The organism is Streptomyces sp. NPDC019937, assembly GCF_040631655.1.
Classification (GTDB): Bacteria; Actinomycetota; Actinomycetes; order Streptomycetales; family Streptomycetaceae; genus Streptomyces.
Map to the genome: position 1 here is coordinate 1 of NZ_JBEYAL010000031.1, position 20,893 is coordinate 20,893.

The 20,893-nt window shown below is 73.3% G+C and carries 16 protein-coding genes and 1 pseudogene; 10 read left to right on the top strand and 7 right to left on the bottom strand.

Features of this window, described 5'->3' with window-relative positions:
- From ABZ562_RS28035 to rsgA, 3 genes and pseudogenes are all read right to left on the bottom strand, one after another.
- Positions 1 to 417: pseudogene (locus ABZ562_RS28035) on the bottom strand (hypothetical protein); the annotation flags it as partial.
- 66 nt (positions 418 to 483) lie between these two features.
- A complete protein-coding gene (locus tag ABZ562_RS28040) occupies positions 484 to 1,923 on the bottom strand; it encodes an NAD(P)/FAD-dependent oxidoreductase (protein ID WP_361484802.1) in 1,440 nt (479 codons plus the stop codon).
- A 151-nt stretch (positions 1,924 to 2,074) separates the two neighbouring features.
- The gene (gene rsgA, locus ABZ562_RS28045; protein ID WP_361484804.1) at positions 2,075 to 3,172 is read right to left on the bottom strand and encodes a ribosome small subunit-dependent GTPase A; all 1,098 of its coding nucleotides are present in this window, start codon (positions 3,170 to 3,172) and stop codon (positions 2,075 to 2,077) included.
- Positions 3,173 to 3,447: 275 nt separating this feature from the next.
- Between rsgA and ABZ562_RS28050 the strand changes: the two genes are divergently transcribed.
- Positions 3,448 to 3,927: a MarR family transcriptional regulator gene (locus ABZ562_RS28050; RefSeq protein ID WP_361484806.1), complete on the top strand. Its 480-nt coding sequence runs from the start codon at positions 3,448 to 3,450 to the stop codon at positions 3,925 to 3,927.
- A 250-nt stretch (positions 3,928 to 4,177) separates the two neighbouring features.
- Complete coding sequence (locus ABZ562_RS28055) at positions 4,178 to 6,361, top strand: tetratricopeptide repeat protein (RefSeq protein WP_361484808.1); 2,184 nt, start codon at positions 4,178 to 4,180, stop codon at positions 6,359 to 6,361.
- On the opposite strand, the gene ABZ562_RS28060 is transcribed toward ABZ562_RS28055, so the two are convergent.
- Complete coding sequence (locus ABZ562_RS28060; protein WP_361484810.1) at positions 6,262 to 6,933, bottom strand: hypothetical protein; 672 nt, start codon at positions 6,931 to 6,933, stop codon at positions 6,262 to 6,264. The genes ABZ562_RS28055 and ABZ562_RS28060 overlap by 100 nt on opposite strands.
- Before the next feature lie 5 nt (positions 6,934 to 6,938).
- Entirely contained in the window at positions 6,939 to 8,219 is a 1,281-nt protein-coding gene (locus tag ABZ562_RS28065; RefSeq protein ID WP_361484812.1) for a hypothetical protein, read from the bottom strand.
- A 309-nt stretch (positions 8,220 to 8,528) separates the two neighbouring features.
- Here ABZ562_RS28065 and ABZ562_RS28070 point away from each other — a divergent pair, with 309 nt between their 5' ends.
- Positions 8,529 to 11,696 carry a BTAD domain-containing putative transcriptional regulator gene (locus ABZ562_RS28070; RefSeq protein ID WP_361484814.1) on the top strand — a complete coding sequence of 1,056 codons (3,168 nt, stop codon included), beginning with the start codon at positions 8,529 to 8,531 and terminating at the stop codon, positions 11,694 to 11,696.
- 287 nt (positions 11,697 to 11,983) lie between these two features.
- Here ABZ562_RS28070 and ABZ562_RS28075 read toward each other — a convergent pair whose 3' ends face one another.
- Both ABZ562_RS28075 and ABZ562_RS28080 read right to left on the bottom strand, forming a co-directional pair.
- Positions 11,984 to 12,685, bottom strand: coding sequence for a class I SAM-dependent methyltransferase (locus ABZ562_RS28075; protein WP_361484816.1), 702 nt, complete (start codon positions 12,683 to 12,685; stop codon positions 11,984 to 11,986).
- 43 nt (positions 12,686 to 12,728) lie between these two features.
- Positions 12,729 to 13,964 (bottom strand): YihY/virulence factor BrkB family protein, encoded by a 1,236-nt coding sequence (locus ABZ562_RS28080; protein ID WP_361484818.1) that lies wholly within the window; start codon positions 13,962 to 13,964, stop codon positions 12,729 to 12,731.
- Positions 13,965 to 14,155: 191 nt separating this feature from the next.
- Between ABZ562_RS28080 and ABZ562_RS28085 the strand changes: the two genes are divergently transcribed.
- From ABZ562_RS28085 to ABZ562_RS28115, 7 genes are all read left to right on the top strand, one after another.
- A complete protein-coding gene (locus tag ABZ562_RS28085) occupies positions 14,156 to 14,689 on the top strand; it encodes a GNAT family N-acetyltransferase (protein ID WP_361484820.1) in 534 nt (177 codons plus the stop codon).
- A 396-nt stretch (positions 14,690 to 15,085) separates the two neighbouring features.
- On the top strand, positions 15,086 to 16,780 hold the full coding sequence (locus ABZ562_RS28090; protein WP_361484821.1) for a nitrite/sulfite reductase: 1,695 nt from the start codon (positions 15,086 to 15,088) through the stop codon (positions 16,778 to 16,780).
- A 150-nt stretch (positions 16,781 to 16,930) separates the two neighbouring features.
- A complete protein-coding gene (locus ABZ562_RS28095) occupies positions 16,931 to 17,131 on the top strand; it encodes a hypothetical protein (protein ID WP_361484822.1) in 201 nt (66 codons plus the stop codon).
- The gene (locus tag ABZ562_RS28100; protein WP_361484824.1) at positions 17,128 to 17,829 is read left to right on the top strand and encodes a phosphoadenylyl-sulfate reductase; all 702 of its coding nucleotides are present in this window, start codon (positions 17,128 to 17,130) and stop codon (positions 17,827 to 17,829) included. Before ABZ562_RS28095 ends, ABZ562_RS28100 begins: the two co-directional genes overlap by 4 nt.
- Complete coding sequence (cysC, locus tag ABZ562_RS28105; protein ID WP_361484826.1) at positions 17,811 to 18,401, top strand: adenylyl-sulfate kinase; 591 nt, start codon at positions 17,811 to 17,813, stop codon at positions 18,399 to 18,401. Before ABZ562_RS28100 ends, cysC begins: the two co-directional genes overlap by 19 nt.
- Positions 18,398 to 19,348 carry a sulfate adenylyltransferase subunit CysD gene (gene cysD / locus ABZ562_RS28110; RefSeq protein WP_361484828.1) on the top strand — a complete coding sequence of 317 codons (951 nt, stop codon included), beginning with the start codon at positions 18,398 to 18,400 and terminating at the stop codon, positions 19,346 to 19,348. The genes cysC and cysD overlap by 4 nt, the downstream gene beginning before the upstream one ends.
- 2 nt (positions 19,349 to 19,350) lie before the next feature.
- Positions 19,351 to 20,733 (top strand): GTP-binding protein, encoded by a 1,383-nt coding sequence (locus tag ABZ562_RS28115; RefSeq protein WP_361484830.1) that lies wholly within the window; start codon positions 19,351 to 19,353, stop codon positions 20,731 to 20,733.
- Positions 20,734 to 20,893: the final 160 nt, after the last annotated feature.

The following is a 20,893-nucleotide window of genomic DNA, read 5'->3' on the forward strand; positions in this document are numbered from 1 at the left end:
GCCGGCGCGGGGCCGCTCGGGCGCCTCGGCCTCGTACGGGGGCGGCCCGACGCCCACGTCCCCGTCCGCGGCGCCCCGCCCGGGCCGCCGGGGCGCGGGGGCGGGCGGGGGCGGCGGCCCGCCGGGGCCGTCGCCGCCCTCGGCGGGCCGCCGCCCCCGCGGGCCACCTCCCGCGCCGCCGTCCGCACCCGGCGCGCGCCCTGGGGGCTCACTCTCCGCCGGGCCCCAAGGCGCCCCCGCGGAGGGCATCTGGTCCCCGCCCGGCCGTCCGCGGCCGAGGGTGCGGGACGCGGAATCGAAGCGCTCGTCCACCGAGTCGGCCGCGGCGGCGGGCCCGGCGTCGGCCCGCGCGGGGTCGTACAACTCCCCCCACCAGTCGTTTTCGTGACGGCGTCGGTCGTCCCCCTGCTGGCTCATCCCCATATTGTCCACAGGGGGGCTTCACGGGAACACCACGCGATGGCCCCGCCGCCGTGGCACGAACTAGCCCCGGTACGCCTCCAGCAGCCGCAGCCACACCTCGCTCACCGTGGGGAACGACGGCACCGCATGCCACAGGCGCTCGATCGGCACCTCACCGGCCACCGCCACGGTCGCCGAGTGCAGCAGCTCCCCCACGCCCGGCCCCACGAACGTCACACCGACCAGATGCCCCCGGTCCAGGTCGACGGTCATGCGGGCGCGGCCGCGGTAGCCGTCCGCGTACAGGGCGGCGCCGGAGACCTGGCCGATGTCGTAGTCGACGACCCGGATGCTGCGGCCCTCGGCCTCGGCCTGTTCCGCGGTCAGCCCGACCGCGCCCACCTCCGGGTCGGTGAAGACGACCTGCGGCACCGCCCCGTGGTCCGCGGTCGCCGCGTGGGCGCCCCAGCGGTCGGTCTCCAGCAGCGGTACGCCCTGGGCGCGGGCGCCGATCGCCGCGCCCGCGATCCGCGCCTGATATTTGCCCTGATGGGTGAGGAGCGCGCGGTGGTTGACGTCGCCCGCCGCGTACAGCCAGCCGCCCGGCACGTTCCGCACCCGGCAGGTGTCGTCCACGTCCAGCCAGCCGCCGGGCGGGAGTCCTACCGTCTCCAGGCCGAGGTCGTCGGTGCGCGGGGCACGGCCGGTGGCGAACAGCACCTCGTCGGCCTCGACGGTCTCCCCGCCGTCCAGCGTGAGCGTCACCGGCCCGCCCGTGCCGTCGCGCCGTACGGCCGTCACGGACGTCCCCGTACGGATCTTCACCCCCGCCTCGGCCAGCGACTCCGCCACCAGCTCGCCCGCGAACGCCTCCATGCGCTCCAGCAGCCCGGAGCCACGGATCAGCATGGTCACCTCGGAGCCGAGGGCGCTGTACGCGGTGGCCATCTCGACGGCGACCACCCCGCCGCCCACCACGGCCAGCCGCCGCGGCACCGTGGAGGAGCTGGTCGCCTCCCGGCTGGTCCACGGGCGGGCCTCCGCGAGACCGGGCAGGTCCGGCAGCGCGGCCCGGCTTCCGGTGCAGATGGCCACGGCGTGCCGGGCGACCAGGAAGCGCTCCGGCCCGTCCGGCTGGGTGACGGCGATACGGCGCGGCTCGACGAGCCGCCCCTGGCCGCGCACCAGGTCGATGCCTGTCGAGTCGAGCCAGTCGACCTGGCCGTCGTCCTTCCAGTTCGACACGAACGCGTCCCGGTGGGCGAAGACGGCCTCCACGTCCAGCGGCACCTCGGCGCCCTGCCGGGCCCCGGGCGTACGGCGCGCCTCGGCGCGGGCGATGACCGGGCGCAGCAGCGCCTTGCTGGGGACGCAGGCCCAGTACGAGCACTCGCCGCCGACCAGCTCACTCTCCACGATCGCCGTGGAGAGCCCGGCCGCGCGGGCCCGGTCGGCCAGGTTCTCCCCGACCGGACCCGCGCCCAGGACGACGACGTCGTACTCATCCGTACCCGAATTCATCGCGACCCGCTCTCTGCCGGCAGCCAACCGTGCCGGCCGCCGGCGGTGTACCCGACCGTGGGATGACGCTTCCCCCATCCTCGCGTCGAGTCACCGCCGTCGGCCACCCGAACCGGCGAAGCACCGGCAACCAGCCGCGTGCCGCGCGGCGCTACGGCTCGCGCCGCGCCCCGCGCTTGCGCTCGACCATGTGCCGGCCGAGGGCCTGCCGCTGCTTCCACTCCCGCCGCATCTCGGACCGCAGCCGGGCGTCGGTGCGGGCCGCGAGGTAGGCGTTCTCGCGCAGCAGCTTGCGGTAGCTGTCCAGCCGCCGGGGCGGCAGCGCACCGTCCTCGACCGCGGCGAGCACCGCGCACCCCGGCTCGGTCTCGTGCGCGCAGTCGTGGAAGCGGCAGTCCTCGGCGTACGCCTCGATCTCGGCGAACGCCCGCGCCACCCCGCCCTCCGCGTCCCACAGCCCGACCCCGCGCAGCCCGGGTGTGTCGATGAGCGCGCCGCCCGAGGGGAGCGGCAGCAGGTTGCGGGTGGTCGTGGTGTGCCGCCCCTTGCCGTCGCTGTCCCGGATCGCGCGCACGTCCTGGACGTCCGCCCCGGCCAGGGCGTTGGCCAGCGTCGACTTGCCCGCGCCCGACTGGCCGAGGAGTACGGAGGTCCCGGCCGCGAGCAGCGCGCCGAGGACGTCCAGCCCCTGCCCGGTGGTGGCGCTGACCGCCACCACCCGGACCCCGGGCGCGGAGGTCTCGGCGTCGGCGACGAGATGGGCGAGCGTGCCCGGGTCGTCGACCAGATCCGCCTTGGTGAGCACCACCACCGGCTGCGCCCCGCTCTCCCAGGCGAGCGCCACGAACCGCTCGACCCGCCCGAGGTCCAGCTCGGCGGCGAGCGACACGGCGATCACGGCGTGGTCGACGTTGGCGGCCAGCACCTGGCCGTCGGAGCGCTTGGACGACGTCGAGCGCACGAAGGCGGTACGCCGCGGCAGCAGCGTCCGTACGTAGCGCGGCTCGCCCACGGCGTCCACGGCGGCCCAGTCGCCGGTGCAGACGACCTTCATCGGGTCGCGGGGAACGACGAACTCGGTGTCCGCCCGGACGGTGCCCCCGGGCGTCACCACATCGCACTGGCCCCGGTCCACCCGCACCACGCGCCCGGGGACCAGCCCCTGCCGTGCGTACGGACCGAACTCGGCCTCCCAGCCCTCGTCCCAGCCGTAAGGAACGAGAGTGGCGGCGGAAAAAGCATTGCTCAAGCTCAAGGGAAAAGCCCTTCGAAGGGCGGCCCCCGGCGCGCAGCGGAATCTGCGGAAACGTCAGCCGGAGACCACGGGGATGGGATTGATGCACTTCTGAACGCGGGCGGCGCAGCCCGCAACCGTGACCGTCATCAATGTCCTCACCTCCCGTTTCCTCGCTCTCGACGCGAACGAGGACACCGTATCCCTCTCCGTGGACGCGGCTCCACCGGTTTTTCGCGCGAGCGGTACGCTTCACTCCGACCATGTACCTAGGTTAGGTAAGCAAACCCATGCATGACGACGACCTGCTCGCGGAGCTGCTCCCCCGGCTGACCCAGCTCAGCAACGTGCTGAACCGCGGCCGCATGTACGAGCAGGCCGCCGCGTCCGCCGGAATCACGCTGGAGCGGGCCGCGATGGGTGTGCTCAACGTGCTCAAGCTGTCCGGCGAGCCCCTGCGCATCGGCGAGATCGCCGACCGCCTGCAGGTCGCGGGCCCGCATGCCACCCGCCAGGTCCAAGGTCTCGAACAGCGGGGGCTGGTGCACCGCATCGCCGACCCCGACGACCAGCGCGCCCGGCTGATCGAGCTGACCCCGGAGGGCACGTCGATCACCGAGCGCTACATGCGCACGGTCCTCGGCTGGTTCACCGGCGCCCTCGCCGACTGGCCCGCCGAGGACCGCCGTGACCTCGGCCGTCTGCTCGGCCGCATGGTCGACGACCTCTCGGCCCATCTGAAGTCCCTCGACGGCCCCGGCCCGTCCTGAACGCCCCGGCGGCGATCGGGTCGAGGCCGCCGCGACCGCCGGCGAGGAGAATGTCCTTGACCTGGCCGCCGGCGATTTCCCCCACCTTTCTTCGATTTTCGAACGAATACGCAAGGAGAATATGACCTAGGCATATTGCACTAACCTCGTCACGGGAAGTGACCCGGTGGCGGAGAGAGTCATATCACCCCCGAGCGGCGAATATCAGTTCGGGCGAGGGAAATGATGCTCTCCAAGGGCCGTGTCACGCATGCGTTCGGAGGGGGGACGGGTGCAGGGGCAAGCGCGCGGTGACCACAACGAGGTGAGCGGGACCGTGCACGGCGGGGCCGTGCAGGCGAGGACGGTCTACGGGGGAATCCACATCCGGGCCGAGGGCGCCGGCGAGGGGCGGCGGGCCCACGTCCCGTGGCAGCTGCCGCCGTCGGTGCGGATCACCGACCGGACGGCGGAGCTGGAGGCGCTGGAGGGGCATCGGGAGCGGGCGGCCGCGGAGGGGTACGGGACGCTGGCCGCGGTCAGCGGGCTGGGCGGGGTCGGCAAGACGGCGGTGGCGCTGGCGTGGCTGCACGGGCTGCGCGAGCGGTTTCCGGACGGGCAGCTCTACGCCCACCTCGGCGCCCAGTCCGCGGCCGGACCCGCGGCGCCCGACGAGGTGATGGGGCGGTTCCTGCGGGCGCTGGGCGTGCCGACCGGGCAGATCCCCACGGCGCTCGCCGAGCGGTTGGCGCTGTACCGGTCGCTGACCGCGGACCGGCGGCTGGTCGTGCTGCTCGACGACGCCGCGACCGCCGCCCAGGTGCGGCCGCTGCTGCCCGGCGGCCGGAACGTGACGGCCGTGACCAGCCGGTGGCGGATGCCGGGGCTGACGGTCGACGGGTGTTACGCGGTGCATCTGGACCCGCTGGCCACGGAGGCGGCCGTCGAGCTGCTGGAGGTCACGCTCGCCGACGGCCGGGTGGCCGCGCAGCCCCAAGAGGCGCGGGCGCTGGTGGAGTTGTGCGCCGGGCTGCCGCTCGCGGTGCGGGTGGCCGGGGCCCGGCTCGCGGCGCGGCCGCGACGGCACCTCACGACGATGGTGCGCGCCCTGACCGAGGAGCGCGGCCGGCTGGAGGCGTTGGCCATCGAAGGGGATCACGACGTACGGGCCGCCCTGGACCTGTCGTACCAGGGGCTTCCCGACGAGGCCGCCCGGCTGTACCGGCGGCTGGGGCTGCATCCGGGCCCGGAGTTCGGGAGCGCGGTGGCGGGGGCGGCGCTGGGCGGCGGCCGGGACGCGGCCGGCCCGCTGGACGTGCTGTACGACGCGAACCTGCTCATCGACGCCGGGGACGAGCGCTACCGCTTCCACGACCTCGTACGGCTGCACGCCGCCGAGAAGGCGGAGGCGGACGAGACCGCGCAGGAGCGCGCGGCGGCCCTGCGCCGCATCGCCGACCACTATCTCGCCACCGCCACCCGCGCCGAGGAGATCGTCGATCCGCAGCACCGGACGCTGGACCGGAGTTACGGCGAAGAGGGCGAACCCGTACCGGCCGACTTCGGCGAGGGCACCGACGCCGCGCTCGACTGGCTGGAGGGCGAGCTGCCCAACCTGATGGCGGTGATCCGCATCGCCCGCCCCGCCGGTTTCCCCACCGTCGCCTGGCAGCTCGCCGACGCGTTGTGGCCGCTGTTCCTGCGCCGGAAGTTCTACGAGGACTGGCGGGCCGCCGACCGCGAAGGGCTGCTGGCGGCACAGGAGTTGGGGGACGCGGTCGCGGAGTGCCGGATGCTGACCTCCGGCGGGATGGGCGAGCTGGGGATGGGTGACCACGAGCGGGCCCTGGAGATGTTCGAGCGCGCGGCGCGGACGTTCCGCGCGGGCGGCGACGCGCTCGGCCACGCCCGTACGCTCAACTACCAGGGCCTCGCCCATCAGCGGCTGGGCCGCCTGGACCGGGCGGCCGAGCTGTTCACCCGGGCCGCCGCGGAGTTGCCCGGGGCCGGCGACCGGCGGGCCGGCGGACTGGCCCGCCTCAACCTCGCCGACATCGCCCTGGAGCGGGGGCTGTGGGAGCAGGCGGCGGCCGAGGCCGACGCCGCGCACACCACGCTGGACGAGGCGGGCGACGCGTACAACGCCGCCCGCGCGGCCACCCTGCTCGGCCGCGCCCACCTCGGCCGGGACCGGCTCGACCTGGCGGAGGAGCGGCTGTCCACGGCGCTGGCCACCCTGCGGGGCATGGCCGCGCACTACGAGACGGCGCGCGCCGTGGAGAGCCTGGCCACGCTCGCCGAGCGGCGTGGCCGGACGGACCTGGCCCGGGAGCGCTACCGGGAGGCCCTGGACCTCTACTCGGCGGTGGGCCGTGCGAAGTCGGCCCACGCCGAGGCCGTCCGCACCCGGCTCGGACGGCTGGACGACCAGGCCACGGACGGCACCGCGGGCTGAACCCCCCTCAGCCGCAGCGGCGCCGCGCCCAGCTCCTCGGCCGGGAGCCCGGCCACCAGCCAGGCGTGGGCCACCGAGGCCCAGACCGCCCACACCGCCCACGGCGGCCCGGCCGCCGGGCACCGCGCGCGCAGCGTCAGCGCGCGCCCGTCGGGGCCCAGCCGCATCCACAGGTCGAGCCCCCGGTGCACCGCCACCACCAGCGCGCCGGGGTGGCGGGCGGCCAGCGCGGCGGTCTGACGGCGCGGCTCGGCCCCGGCCTCCGCCGCGGCCAGCAGCACGTCCGCGAGAGGGGAGAGCGAGGGCATCGGGGTGGGCAGCAGGACGCGCAGATGCTCGTCCACGGTGCGGGAAGCCACGGCCCGGGAGACCGCGGTCCGGGCGGCCGCGGTCCGGGTGTCCACGGCCCGGGTGTCCACCGCCCAGGTGTCCACCGCCCAGGTGTCCACGGCCCGGGTGTCCACCGCTCGGGCCGCCCGCGTCCGCCGCGCGTCGCGCCCCGGGCGCAGCAGCGCGACCTGGACGCGGCCGGTCAGGACACCACGGGCGGGCTCCTTCACCACAGCGGTCACCGGCGTCATGACACGGCCCCCGGCGGCATGCCACCGGGCGCCACGCTGCCCGGCTCGTCGTACGGCACCGTGAACGGCAGCCGCGCGGGCTCGGTGGTCGGCCGCCCGGCGGGGGCCCGCAGCCGCAGCTTGCGGTAGAGCAGCGTGCGCATCTTGCGGGCGAACCGGCCCGGTTCCGAGGTGATGCGGGCCGCCACCCGCTGGTGACGGTGCGCCCGGTACGTCGCCGAGCTGCGCTTGAACTGCTCGCGCAGCGGACGGTCCTGGTGCAGCCGGGGCGCGAACGAGCCCAGTTCGGCCAGTGGTGAGCGGGGGTCGACATCGGCGTCGGGCAGGGTGGCCATCAGGACGGGCACCCCGGTCATCGCGCCGTAGAGCGTGACCGAGCCGTGGTCGCCGACGATGTAGTCGGCCGCGACGAGCGCCCCGACCCAGTCGGCGTAGTGGCTGAGCACGGTGAGCCCGGAGCGGCCCAGCCGGGCGAGCCAGCTGCGGACCTGCCATTCGCCGTGGGCGTTCCACACGTGCGGGTGCAGCAGCGCGGCGACCCGGAACTCCTCCCTCGGCAGCTCCGCCACCAGCCGCTCCAGCACCTCGAAACCGCGCCCCAGCAGGGAGTTCGGGCCCCAGGTTGAGCAGGCGAGGACGAGTCGCTGCCGGGCCCGGGCGCCCAGCGCCTCCCGGTACAGGGCGCGGGCGGGCAGGCTCGCGGTGATGCGGTCGAAGCACGGGTCGCCGACCACCTCCGCGACCGGCAGCGCCTCCGGGCACTCCCGGCCCAGCCGGGCCAGTTCCTCCTGGTGCGCCAGGACGATGGCCTCGGGCACCACGGCCCCGTCCCGGACCAGCCGCTGCCGGCTGAGCCCGTAGACGCTGCGCTGCGCCACCGCGCCTCCCCGCCGGCGGCCGGGCACGATCTTGTTGTGTCCGGCGCCGTGCGGCAGCACGATGACGGGCGCGTGCAGTTCGTGCAGGCTGCCGTGGCCGGCGGCCAGCGCGAGGTCGAACGGCGTCTGCACCGCCTGGCTCCAGGGCAGCACCAGCCCCCGCAGCCCCTCCAGGAACGCCGCGACGCCGTTGCTGAACACATCGGGCGCCGCGGTGAAGAACACCTGCACCCGCGCGTCGCCCTCCAGCAGCCGGATCGCGTCCAGCAGCCGCTGTCCGGCGGTCACGGTGTGCACCACGGCCAGGACCCGGCGGCGGATCTCCCGGGTGGCCCAGTACTCGACGTCCGGGCGCACCGGCACATGGCGCGGGTGGGCTTCCAGCATGGTCACGCTCATTGTTTCGACTTCCCCCGGTCTTCCCTTCGGGCCCTGGGCCCGATTCCGGCCGGCGACCCGGTCGGCCGCCGGTGGAGGGGGTGTGCCCGGGGGACTGGACGCGGGGGTTGCGGAATTCCTGCATCCGTCCTGCGGCGCTGATCGTCCCCATCACGCCTGATCACAGCGGTGCGGACGTGCGCCCGCCACGCATCCGTGCGCCCCTGTCCGCCACCCCCGGCCGCGCGGCAACAGTGAATGGGTGCCGTACGAACGTGCGCGGGCCGCCGATCCATCGGCGGGGAGAAGCACACCCATCGGGGGCCGACGGTGAAACTGCTTGCTCTGGGACCCCTCGAACTATGGCATCACGAGCGGCGGTGCGCGCTCGGTTCGATCAAAGAGCGCTGTGTGCTCGCCGTCCTGGTGCACGCCCGGGGCGAGCCCGTCACCGCGGACACGCTGATGGAGCGGGTCTGGGACGGTGAGCCGCCGCCGACCGGCCTGGACACGCTCCAGAGCTATCTGTCCCGGGTGCGCAGACGGCTCAGCCAGGCCGTCGGGGACCGGGCGGGAGTGGAGCGGCCGTCGCCACGGCTGTACCGGCTGCGGGTGAATCCGGAGGACATCGATCTGCTGCGCTTCCAGCGGCTGCGCGGCGACGCGGGCGCGGCGGCCGCGCGCGGCGAGCGGGAGCGGGCCGTCGGGCTGCTGCGGGCCGCCGAGGAGCTGTGGCGGGGCGAGCCGCTGGCGGAGTTCACCGGCGCCTGGGCGGCGGCGGCCCGCGCCCGGCTGGTGGAGGACCACCGGCGGGTGCGGGAGGAACGGATCCGGCTGCAGCTGGAGTTGGGGCGGCACGCGGACCTCGTCGGCGAGCTGCGCGAGCTGGCCGCGCAGAACCCGTACGCCCAGAAGGTGGCCGCCTCCCTGATGCTGGCGCTCTACCGCTCCGGACGGGACGACGAGGCGCTCACCGTCTACCGGGACACCCGGCGGCTGCTCCGGAAGGAGCAGGGCATCGAACCCGGGGCGGACTTACGCGAACTGCATCAGCGCATCCTCGATCAGGACCGTGCGCTGATGGGCGTCGACCGCCCGGCCACGTCCCTCGCGGAGGCACCCGCGGAGGCATCCGCGGAGGCCCCCGCGGTCCGGGAGCCCGGGAACACCCTTCCGCGTGACGTCCGGGACTTCACCGGCCGGACGAGCGAACTGCGCATCCTGCTCACCCCGTCGGCCGCCCCCGCCACCTCCCTCCCCCTCACCCTCATCCACGGCATGCCCGGCGTCGGCAAGACCGCGCTCGCCATCCGCGCCGCGAACGGGCTGTGCGGCGCGTATCCGGCCGGGCAGTTCTACGTGGACCTCCACGCCTACGGCGGACAGCAGCCCTGCGACCCCGCCGAAGCGCTCGCGGTCCTGCTGCACGCCTCCGGCGCGCCCGGGCCGCTCCCCCACTCGCTCGACGAACGCGCGGCCCGGTGGCGGGCCTGGACCGCCCGCCACCGGGTGCTCGTCATCCTCGACAACGCCCGGGACGCCGCCCAGGTCGGCCCGCTGCTGCCGGGCTCCCCCGGCTGCCGGGCGATCGTCACCAGCCGCAACCGGCTGGTCGGGCTGAACGGCGCCACCTCGCTCCATCTGGACGTCCTCTCCGAGGCGGAGGCCGTCGCGCTCTTCGCCCGGATCGCGGGGCCCGCCCGGCTGTCCCCCTCGCCGTCCGCCGCCGACGCCGAGGCGCTGCGGCGGGTGGTGGCCGCGTGCGGCTGCCACCCGCTCGCCGTCCAGCTGCTCGCCAGCCGCTTCCGGCACCGGGACGCCTGGGGCCTGCACGACCTCCTCGACCGGCTGGCGGAGGCCACCGACCCGCTGGAGGAGTTCGACCCCGCGGTGGCATCGGCCTTCCAGCTCTCGTACGCCGGACTCAGCGCCCCCGCACAGCGCTTGTTCCGCAGGCTCGCCCTGCACCCCGGCCCCGACATCACCCTCGCCGCCGCCACCGCGCTCGCCGGACCGGACGCCGCGCGCATCCGGCGCGTGGTCGAAGAGCTGCTGGACAGCCATCTGCTGGAGGAACCGGTGCACGACCGCTACCGGTTCCACGACCTCGGCCGCGCGTTCGGCCTCCAGATCTGCGCCCGGGAGGAACCGGAGACCGCCCGCCACGAGGCCGTCGAGCGGCTGCTCGGCTCCTACCTCACCGCCGCACACCGCGCCGACCGCCTCGTCCATCCTGAGCGACGGCCACGGCCGCCCGGACCGCCCCAGGAGTCCCCGTACGCGCCCGCGTTCGCCGACGCCGACGAGGCGTCGGTGTGGCTCACCCTGGAGCGCGCCAACCTGCTGGCCGCGGCCCGCACCGCACCCGGCCGCTCCCCCTCGTACGCCGCGCTCTTCCCGCACGTCCTGGCAGGCGCGCTGAAGACCTGGGGGACCTGGGACATCGCCGCCGAGCTGTACGGCGCCGCCCTGACGGTCCTGCGCACCCGCGCCGACCGGCCCGCCCTCGCCAGAACGCTCGTGGAACGCGCGGAGGTGCTGGCCCAGAAGCGCCACGACGAGGCCCAGCGCTGCGCCACCGAGGCCCTGATCCTCTTCCGCGGCCTCCGCGATCCGCACGGCTGCGCCGACGCCCTCCTGCAGTCCGGGCGCGCCCATCTCGCTGCGGGCCACGGCGAGATGGCGCTGCGGGTCCTGGACCGGGCCATCGGGCGCTTCCAGCAGGTCGGCGACCGCGGCGGGGAGGCGGACTGCCTCAACATCCAGGCGGCGGCGCTGCACTACGCGGGCCGGTACGCCGAGGCGCTGGAGCGGGTGCGGGTCATGCTCAGCGTCCACGAGGCGCTCGGAAATCTGCGGGGGCAGGCCAAGGCCCTGAACAACCTGGGCGAACTCGCCTACCTCCAGGCCCGCTACGACGAGGCCCGCGCCCACTACGAGCGGTCCCGCACCCTGGCGCGGCAGTTCGGCGGCCGTCAGGAGCTGGCCATCCTCGACACCAACCTCGGCCGGGTGCACCAGGCCACCGGGGACACCGCCCGGGCGCTGAGGTGTTTCCGGCGCGCCCTCGACAGCCACCGGGCGGCCGGCGACACCCTCGGCGAGGCGAACGTGCTGATCAGCATGGGGACCGCGTACGCCGAAAGCGGCCGCACGGACGAGGCGTTACGCCACTTCGCGCAGGCGGACCGGGCGGCCCGCAGCATCGACAACGCGTACGAACGGCAGCGGGCGCTCATCGGCACGGCCGACGCACACCACCGCTCGGGCCATCTCGCCACCGCCACGGAGGTCTACCGGCAGGCGCTGGACCTGGCCCAGGGCATCGGTTTCCCGCTCGGCTGCGCCCACGCCCTCGCGGGGCTGGCCCGTACGGCGCTGTCCGCCGCCGACCGGGAGAGCGCACACCATCACGGGGCGCAGGCGGTCGCCCTGTACCAGCGCCTGGAGGCGGGAGCGGAGGCGGAGCGGCTGCGGTGCCTGCTCGCCGGGCGCTGACGCCGCGTCAGCGCCCGGCAGATGGTGCGGGTTGTCGGTCAGGCGCTCACCTGGCTACCTGCCGACTGCCGTGCGAACCACATCCACTGGTCGGTTCCGGCGAGTATCGTCGTCGCACCCACAGCGAGTACGGCCGTGGTGGCCACGGCGACGAAAACGCTCCTTGCGTTGATCACAACACTCCCATTGAGGAATGGAGTTACTGGGTCGGGACCCCTTGATCAAAAGGCGTGATCCGCAAGGTACACCCAATCGCAGTAGCGAAGAAACGTTTTGCATACGCCCCGTCAGATTTTCTTGCGCCACACCATCGCACACGACACCGGGTGGTGGCGGAACCGCTCCCACTTCGGCTTCACCGCCAGCCACCGCTCGTCCACCACACCCTCGCGCATCTCGGCGAGCGTCCACCCCGCGCCCAGCCCCGCCGTGATGTGTTCGCTGAGCAAATGGACATGGGTGCTGATGGCGACCGACTCGCCCGTGTCGCTGGTGAAGTGGGTCGGCATGCCGGTGGCCATGATGAAGTGCGGGTGGAAGGCCACCACCACACAGGCCGCGCCGGGCTCCGCGAGCCGCCACGCCTCGTCGTAGAACGGGCGCAGCTCGGGCAGGTGTTCGTCGATGAGCGAGGCGATGACCAGGTCGTACGCGCCCGCGTCGAGGCCGGTGGCGCGGACGTCGCCCTGGAACAGGCGGTCGTGGACGCCACGGGCGCGGGCGCGGTCCAGCATCTCGGGGGTGAGGTCGAGGCCGTCGATCGCGGCCACCCCGCTCCGCCGCAGCCAGGCGCCGGTGCGGCCGGTGCCGCAGCCGAGGTCGGCGGCGCGGCGGACGGAGGTCCACGAGGGGTCGGTGAGCTCGTCGAGGAGGGCGAGGTCCATCACGTCCTCGACGGTCTGCTCGTAGGTCTCGACCCACTGTCCGTAGCCGGTGGCGACGTCCACCGTGCGGTATCCGCGCGTGTCGAAGTCGGAGAAGGAAACCATGCGCCGCAGTATCGGCGAGCGCCGGTGCGGAGCGCGACGCGTTTTACGCCGGGGGCGCCCCGTCCCGTGTGGCGCCGTCCTCGGCGGCCGTGACCTCGGGGCGTTTCACCTCGGGCCGCCGGGGGTCGGCGGGCCCCGCCTCGGCCCCCTTCGGTTCCTCCCGTTTCGGCTCGCGGTCGCGCTTGCCGTGGTGGTGCAGCCGGCTCCGTATGTCCGCGTGGGGCAGGAACTGGGCCCAGCGCTCGGGGAACTCCGACGGCGGGGTGATCTCGGCCGACCCGTCGTCGGACGTGCGCTGGTCCCTGGCGCGCTCCAGGGCCGCCTGCTCCCGGGTCCAGGCCGCCCGCTGGGCGCGGCCGGCGGCGGTGGCCACCGAGGGCCACACCCGGTCGATGGCGGCGTTGACGGCCGCGCCGACGAGCACCGCGAAGGCGGACACGCCGATCCACAGCAGCACGGCGACGGGCGCCGCGAGCGATCCGTAGATCGTCGGGCCCTCCACGGTGTGGATGAGGTAGATCCGCAGCAGGAAGCTGCCGAGCACCCACATGGTGAGCGCCACGAGCGCCCCCGGGATGTCCTCGCGCCACGCCGAGCGCACCGGCACCGACACGTGGTAGAGCGTGGTGAGGAAGGCGACGGACAGCAGGATCACGGTGGGCCAGTACAGGACCCGTACGAGGGTGGCGCTGGACGGCACGAAGTCCACCAGGGTCTCCGGGCCGATGACCATCAGCGGCAGCGCCACCGCCCCGATGACGAGGGCCACCAGGTAGAGGAGGAAGGCGAGCAGCCGGGTCCGGACGATCCCGCGGCGGCCCTCCAGCCCGTACATGATGGTGATGGTGTCCACGAACACGTTGACCGCGCGGGAGCCGGACCACAGCGCGATGCCGAAACCGAGCGAGATGACATCGGGGCGGCCGCCCTCTATGACGTCGTCCAGGAGCGGCCGGGCGATCTCCTTGACGCCCTTGTCGGAGAGCACGGTGCCCGACGCGTCGAGGATGTTCTGCCGGATGGTGGCCACGGTGTCGGTGTCGGTCCACGCGTCGAAGTAGCCGAGCAGCCCGATCAGGCCGAGCAGCAGCGGTGGCAGCGACAGCAGGGTGAAGAAGGCGGCCTCGGCGGCGAGGCCGGTGACCCGGTACTCCATGCAGGAGTTGACGGTGTCCTTCAGCAGCAGCCAGGCCATCCTGCGCTTGGACACGTTGCGGTACATGGCGCGGGCCTTGTTCAGCCGCCCGGACGGCTTCGGAATGTCTTCTGCTGGCTGCACGCCCCAACCGTATCCGGCGCACTTCGGCGCGACCGACATGATCACCGGCGCACCCGGCCGGAATGCGTCGGCGGAGGGGACGCCGCGCCGACTCGGCACCGCCCTCCGCCCGCCGCGGACACTGTCCGCGCCCGGTGCGCCGGGCGGCAAAGGTTGCGTCGCGTTGCACCATCCATGGTTGGCTTGCCCCCATGACCATCGATGTGACCACCTGGTCCCTGGAGCAGACCTCGCCCGCGGACCTCGGACCGGCGCGGGAGCCCGCGGCCGAGGCGGGGGTGCGGATCGTCCGCGCCGAGGTGGCGAGCCCGGAGTTCAGCCGCTTCCTCTACACGGCCGTCGGCTCGGACAACGACTGGACCGACCGGCTGGAGTGGTCGCACGAGCGGTGGCTGGAGTTCCTGGACCGGCCCGGGGCGGAGACCTGGGTCGCGTACGAGCGCGGCACCCCGGCCGGGTACATCGAGCTGGACCCGCAGGACGCGGGCGTCGTGGAGATCACGTACTTCGGGCTGCTGCCCGCCTTCCGCGGCCGGCGCATCGGCGGGCACCTGCTGACCTGGGGCGCCCGCCGCGCCTGGGACCTGGCCGACCGCTGGCCCGGGCTGCCGCCGACCAAGCGGGTGTGGGTGCACACGTGCAGCAAGGACGGGCCGTACGCGCTCGACAACTACCGCCGCCGGGGGTTCCGGGTCTTCGACGTCAAGACCGAGACCGAAGGGTGACCAACCCCACACCATCTCACAGAACGAGACCGAGACGTCCGGATACTGGACAAAGGTGGACTCGCCGAAGATGCGCGTGCCACGCTTCCCTCATGTCTCGAGCTGGAATTGCCTTGGTGAGTCGACGCCACGTCGACCTCGGCCGCATGTCCAGCGCGATCTGTCCGGCGAGCTGACGCACTCAGCAGGGCCCGTACCGGCCCCCGGACAGCCTCCCCGCATTTCCCGCCGCCCCCGATGACGTGGGCGAGCGCGCACGCCTCGACACCTCCCCGTCGTATCCACCCCGCACCGGTATCCGCCGCAGCGCCGTGCCCGCCTGCGCTCCTGCGCAGGTCAGAGCGTGCGCGCGAGATCATCCGCCGCACCGAGCCGCTCAGAAGGACACACACCGCCATGCCCGCCACACCGGAACGCGCAGCAGCCACGCCCCGCCGTAAGGCCGGACGCCATCGCGGCGAAGGCCAGTGGGCCGCGGGTCACTTCACCCCGCTCAACGGCAACGAGCAGACCAAGAAGGACGACGACGGTCTCAATGTGCGGACACGCATTGAGACGATCTACGCCCACCGTGGCTTCGACTCCATCGACGGCGCCGACCTGCGCGGCCGGATGCGCTGGTGGGGCCTGTACACCCAGCGCAAGCCCGGGATCGACGGCGGCAAGACCGCCATCCTGGAGCCGGAGGAGCTGGACGACGAGCACTTCATGATGCGCGTCCGGATCGACGGCGGGCGGCTGACCACCGAGCAGCTGCGGGTCGTCGGCGAGATCTCGGAGGAGTTCGCGCGCGGCACGGCCGACATCACCGACCGGCAGAACGTCCAGTACCACTGGATCCGGATCGAGGACGTGCCCGAGATCTGGAAGCGGCTGGAAGCCGTCGGTCTGTCCACCACCGAGGCGTGCGGCGACACCCCCCGCGTGATCATCGGCTCCCCGGTGGCCGGGATCGCCGAGGACGAGATCATCGACGGCACCTCCGCCATCGAGGAGATCCACCGCCGCTACATCGGCAGCAAGGAGTTCTCCAACCTGCCGCGCAAGTTCAAGACCGCGGTCTCCGGCTCCCCGGTGCTCGACGTCGTGCACGAGATCAACGACGTCGCGTTCGTCGGGGTGCGCCACCCCGAGCACGGCCCCGGCTTCGACCTGTGGGTCGGCGGCGGGCTGTCCACCAACCCCAAGATCGGCGTCCGGCTCGGCGCCTGGGTGCCGCTGGAGGACGTCCCGGAGGTCTGGGCGGGTGTCACCTCCATCTTCCGCGACTACGGCTACCGGCGGCTGCGCAACCGCGCCCGGCTGAAGTTCCTGGTCGCCGACTGGGGCCCGGAAAAGTTCCGCCAGGTGCTGGAGGACGAGTACCTGAAGCGCCCGCTGGCCGACGGCCCGGCGCCCGAGCGGCCCGTCCGGCAGTGGCGCGACCACATGGGCGTGCACCGCCAGCAGGACGGCCGCTACTACGTCGGCTTCTCGCCGCGCGTCGGCCGGGTGGACGGGGCGACCCTCACCAAGATCGCCGACCTGGCCGAGGCCCATGGCTCCGGGCGGCTGACCACCACCGTCGAGCAGAAGATGATCGTGCTCGACGTGGCCGAGGACCAGGTCGAGTCGCTGGTCTCCGGTCTGGAGGCGCTGGACCTCCAGGTCAAGCCGTCCCCGTTCCGGCGCGGCACGATGGCCTGCACCGGCATCGAGTTCTGCAAGCTCGCGATCGTCGAGACCAAGGCGCGCGGCTCGTGGCTCATCGACGAGCTGGAGCGGCGGATGCCCGAGTTCGACGAGCCGCTCACCATCAACCTCAACGGCTGCCCGAACGCCTGCGCCCGCATCCAGGTCGCGGACATCGGCCTCAAGGGCCAGCTGGTCATGGACGAGAACGGCGAGCAGGTCGAGGGCTACCAGGTGCACCTGGGCGGCGCGCTCGGCCTGGACCCGGGCTTCGGCCGCAAGGTGCGCGGCCTGAAGGTCACCGCCGCCGAACTCCCGGACTACATCGAGCGCGTGCTGCGCCGCTTCCAGGAGGAGCGCGAGGACGGCGAGCGGTTCGCCACCTGGGCGGGGCGTGCCAGTGAGGATGCCCTCAAGTGAGCGGGCACGCCGAGGCTGAGCGGGAGGCCCAGTGAGCGTGCCTCGGCGCGCGGCGCTGGCTGGACTGAGGAGCCGCGCAGCGACGAAGGAGCGAGCAGTGACGAAGGAAGCCAGCGCGTCGGAGCACGCCGAGGCTGAGCGGGAGGCACGGTGAGTGAGAGGGCGGCGCCGTTCTACTGCCCCTACTGCGGGGACGAGGACCTGCGGCCCTCCGAGGAGGAAGGGCCCCGCGGGCAAGGCGCGGCCTGGGAATGCGCGTCCTGCAATCGGGCGTTCCGCCTGGCGTTCCTCGGGCTGCTGGCCAAGGGCCTGCGGCGCGACCGAGCCGGAGAAGGGGACACAGCGATATGACCCAGCTTCAGCAGCACACCGACCTCGAAGCCCTCGCCACGCGGGCGGGCCGCGACCTCGAGGACGCCCCGGCGCTCGACATCCTGCGCTGGGCGGCCGACACCTTCGGGCCGCGGTTCTGCGTCACCTCCTCGATGGAGGACGCGGTGGTGGCCCATCTCGCCTCCCGGGTGTTCCCCGGTGTCGACGTGGTGTTCCTCGACACCGGATACCACTTCCCGGAGACCATCGGCACCCGTGACGCGGTGGCGGCCGTGATGGACGTCAACGTCATCACCCTCACCCCGCGCCAGACGGTGGCCGAGCAGGACGCCGAGCACGGGCCGAAGCTGCACGACCGCAACCCCGACCTGTGCTGCGCCCTGCGCAAGGTGCGGCCGCTGGAGGAGGGGCTGAAGGCGTACGACGCGTGGGCCACCGGGCTGCGCCGCGACGAGTCCGCGACCCGCGCGAACACCCCGGTCGTCGGCTGGGACGCCCGGCGGCAAAAGGTGAAGATATCGCCGATAGCCCGCTGGACGCAGGCGGACGTGGACACATACGTCGCTGAACAGGGTGTACTGACCAATCCCCTGCTCATGGACGGATATCCTTCCGTCGGCTGCGCGCCCTGCACCCGTCGGGTGCTGGAGGGCGAGGACGCCCGGTCGGGCCGCTGGGCGGGGAGCAACAAGACGGAATGCGGACTGCACGGCTGATGGCTGTCGACCAGGAGATCGAGATGAGCGCGCCGATACACACCGGGGCCACCGTGTGGCTGACCGGTCTGCCGAGCGCCGGGAAGACGACGATCGCGTACGCGCTCGCGGAGCGGCTGCGCAGCGAGGGCCATCGGGTGGAGGTGCTGGACGGGGACGAGATACGCGAGTTCCTCTCCGCCGGGCTCGGTTTCTCCCGCGAGGACCGGCACACCAATGTGCAGCGGATCGGCTTCGTCGCCGAGTTGCTGGCCTCCAACGGGGTCAAGGTGCTGGTGCCGGTGATCGCGCCGTTCGCGGACAGCCGGGAGGCGGTGCGCAAGCGCCACCAGGCCGAGGGGACCGCGTATCTGGAGGTGCACGTCGCCACGCCGGTCGAGGTGTGCTCCGAGCGCGACGTGAAGGGGCTGTACGCGAAGCAGGCGGCGGGCGAGATCAAGGGGCTGACCGGGGTGGACGACCCGTACGAGGCCCCGGTCGACCCGGATCTGCGGATCGCGGCGCACGAGCAAGGTGTCCAGGAGTCGGCGGCGGCACTTCGGACTCTACTGAGCGAGAGGGGACTGGCATGACGACCGTGGCTCCGATCAATGGAACCGGGTCCGGTTCGGACGAGGGCGACCTCTACGCGCTCTCGCACTTGGACGCGCTGGAGTCCGAGGCGGTGCACATCTTCCGGGAGGTGGCGGGCGAGTTCGAGCGGCCGGTGATCCTGTTCTCCGGTGGCAAGGACTCCATCGTCATGCTGCATGTGGCGCTGAAGGCTTTTGCGCCCGCGCCGGTGCCGTTCTCGCTGCTGCACGTGGACACCGGGCACAACTTCCCCGAGGTCATCGAGTACCGCGACCGCACCGTCGCCGAGCACTCCTTGCGGCTGCATGTGGCGTCGGTGCAGGAGTTCATCGACGACGGGCGGCTGCGGGAGCGCCCGGACGGCACCCGCAACCCGCTGCAGACCGTGCCGCTGCTGGACGCCATCGAGAAGAACCGCTTCGACGCGGTGTTCGGCGGTGGCCGCCGGGACGAGGAGAAGGCGCGCGCCAAGGAGCGGGTGTTCTCCCTGCGGGACGAGTTCGGCGGCTGGGACCCGCGCCGTCAGCGCCCCGAGCTGTGGCAGCTGTACAACGGCCGGCACTCCCCCGGTGAGCATGTGCGCGTCTTCCCGCTGTCCAACTGGACCGAGCTGGACGTGTGGCAGTACATCGAGCGCGAGAAGATCGAGCTTCCGCGGATCTACTACGCGCACGAGCGCGAGGTGTTCCGGCGCAACGGCATGTGGCTGGCCCCCGGCGAGTGGGGCGGTCCCGGGGAGGACGAGACGGTCGAGCGGCGCCAGGTGCGCTACCGCACGGTGGGCGACATGTCCTGCACCGGTGCCGTCGAGTCGGACGCGGTCACGATCGAGCAGGTCATCGACGAGATCGCGGCATCCCGGCTGACCGAGCGGGGTGCGACGCGCGCCGACGACAAGCTGTCGGAGGCCGCGATGGAGGACCGTAAGCGCGAGGGGTACTTCTAGCCATGACGAGCAATCTCAGTGCCGAGGAGCAGGCCGTGGTGACCGCGGTGGAGCAGTCCGCGGCCTCTTCCCAGCTGCGCTTCGCCACCGCCGGTTCGGTGGACGACGGCAAGTCGACCCTGGTCGGGCGGCTGCTGCACGACTCCAAGTCGGTGCTCGCCGACCAGCTGGAGGCGGTCGAGCACGCGTCCCGCAGCCGTGGCCAGGAGACCCCGGACCTGGCGCTGCTGACCGACGGGCTGCGGGCGGAGCGCGAGCAGGGCATCACCATCGATGTCGCCTACCGCTACTTCGCCACCCCGCGGCGGCGGTTCATCCTCGCCGACACCCCGGGCCATGTGCAGTACACCCGCAACATGGTCACCGGCGCCTCCACCGCGGAGCTGGCGGTCGTCCTGGTGGACGCGCGCAACGGCGTGGTGGAGCAGACCCGGCGGCATGCCGCGGTCGCCGCGCTGCTGCGGGTTCCGCACGTGGTCCTCGCCGTCAACAAGATGGACCTGGTGGACTACGCGGAACCGGTGTTCGCCGCGATAGCCGAGGAGTTCACCTCGTACGCGGCCTCGCTGGGCGTCCCCGAGATCACCGCGATCCCGATCTCCGCGCTGGCCGGGGACAATGTGGTGACCGCGTCCGCCCACATGGACTGGTACGGCGGCCCGACCGTCCTGGAGCACCTGGAGACGGTGCCGGTGGGCACCGACCCGTCGCAGGACCCGGCGCGCTTCCCGGTGCAGGTCGTGATCCGTCCGCAGAGCGCCGAGCACCCCGACTACCGCGGCTACGCGGGCCAGGTGGCCTCCGGTGTGCTGCGCGTCGGCGACGAGGTGACGGTGCTGCCGTCGGGCCGTACGAGCACCATCACCGGGATCGACGCGCTGGGACAGTCCGCCGACCTGGCCTGGGCCCCGCAGTCGGTGACGATCCGGCTCGCCGACGACCTCGACATCTCGCGCGGCGACGTGCTCGCCCCGAGCGCCTACGCGCCCACTCCCACCCAGGACGTCGAGGCGACCGTGTGCCATCTGCACGACCGTCCGCTGCGGGTCGGGGACCGGGTGCTGCTGAAGCACACCACCCGCACGGTGAAGGCGATCGTCAAGGACATCCCGTCCCGGCTCACGCTCGCCGACCTCTCGCACCACCCGGCGCCGGGTGAGCTGGCCGCCAACGACATCGGCCGGGTCGTCCTGCGGACGTCGGAGCCGCTGGCGCTGGACGCGTACGCCGCGTCCCGCCGCACCGGGTCCTTCCTGCTGATCGACCCGGCGGACGGCACGACGCTGACCGCGGGCATGGCGGGCGACTCGTTCGCCGAGCAGGCGTCGCAGGCGTCCGCCGCGGACGGCGAGGACGCCGCCGACGACGAGGGCTGGGACTTCTGACCATGGCCGGTGAGGTGTTCTCGACGTTCGCGAAGGAGGGCGGCCGCGTAGGCAGCGGCGCCCGGGGCAGTGGTCAGGGCGGAGTCGGGCGATGTGTGCGCTGAACCGCGCCCTCCCCGCTGTGCCGTACCCCCTTTCCCCGAGACCTTGTGAACCGCCG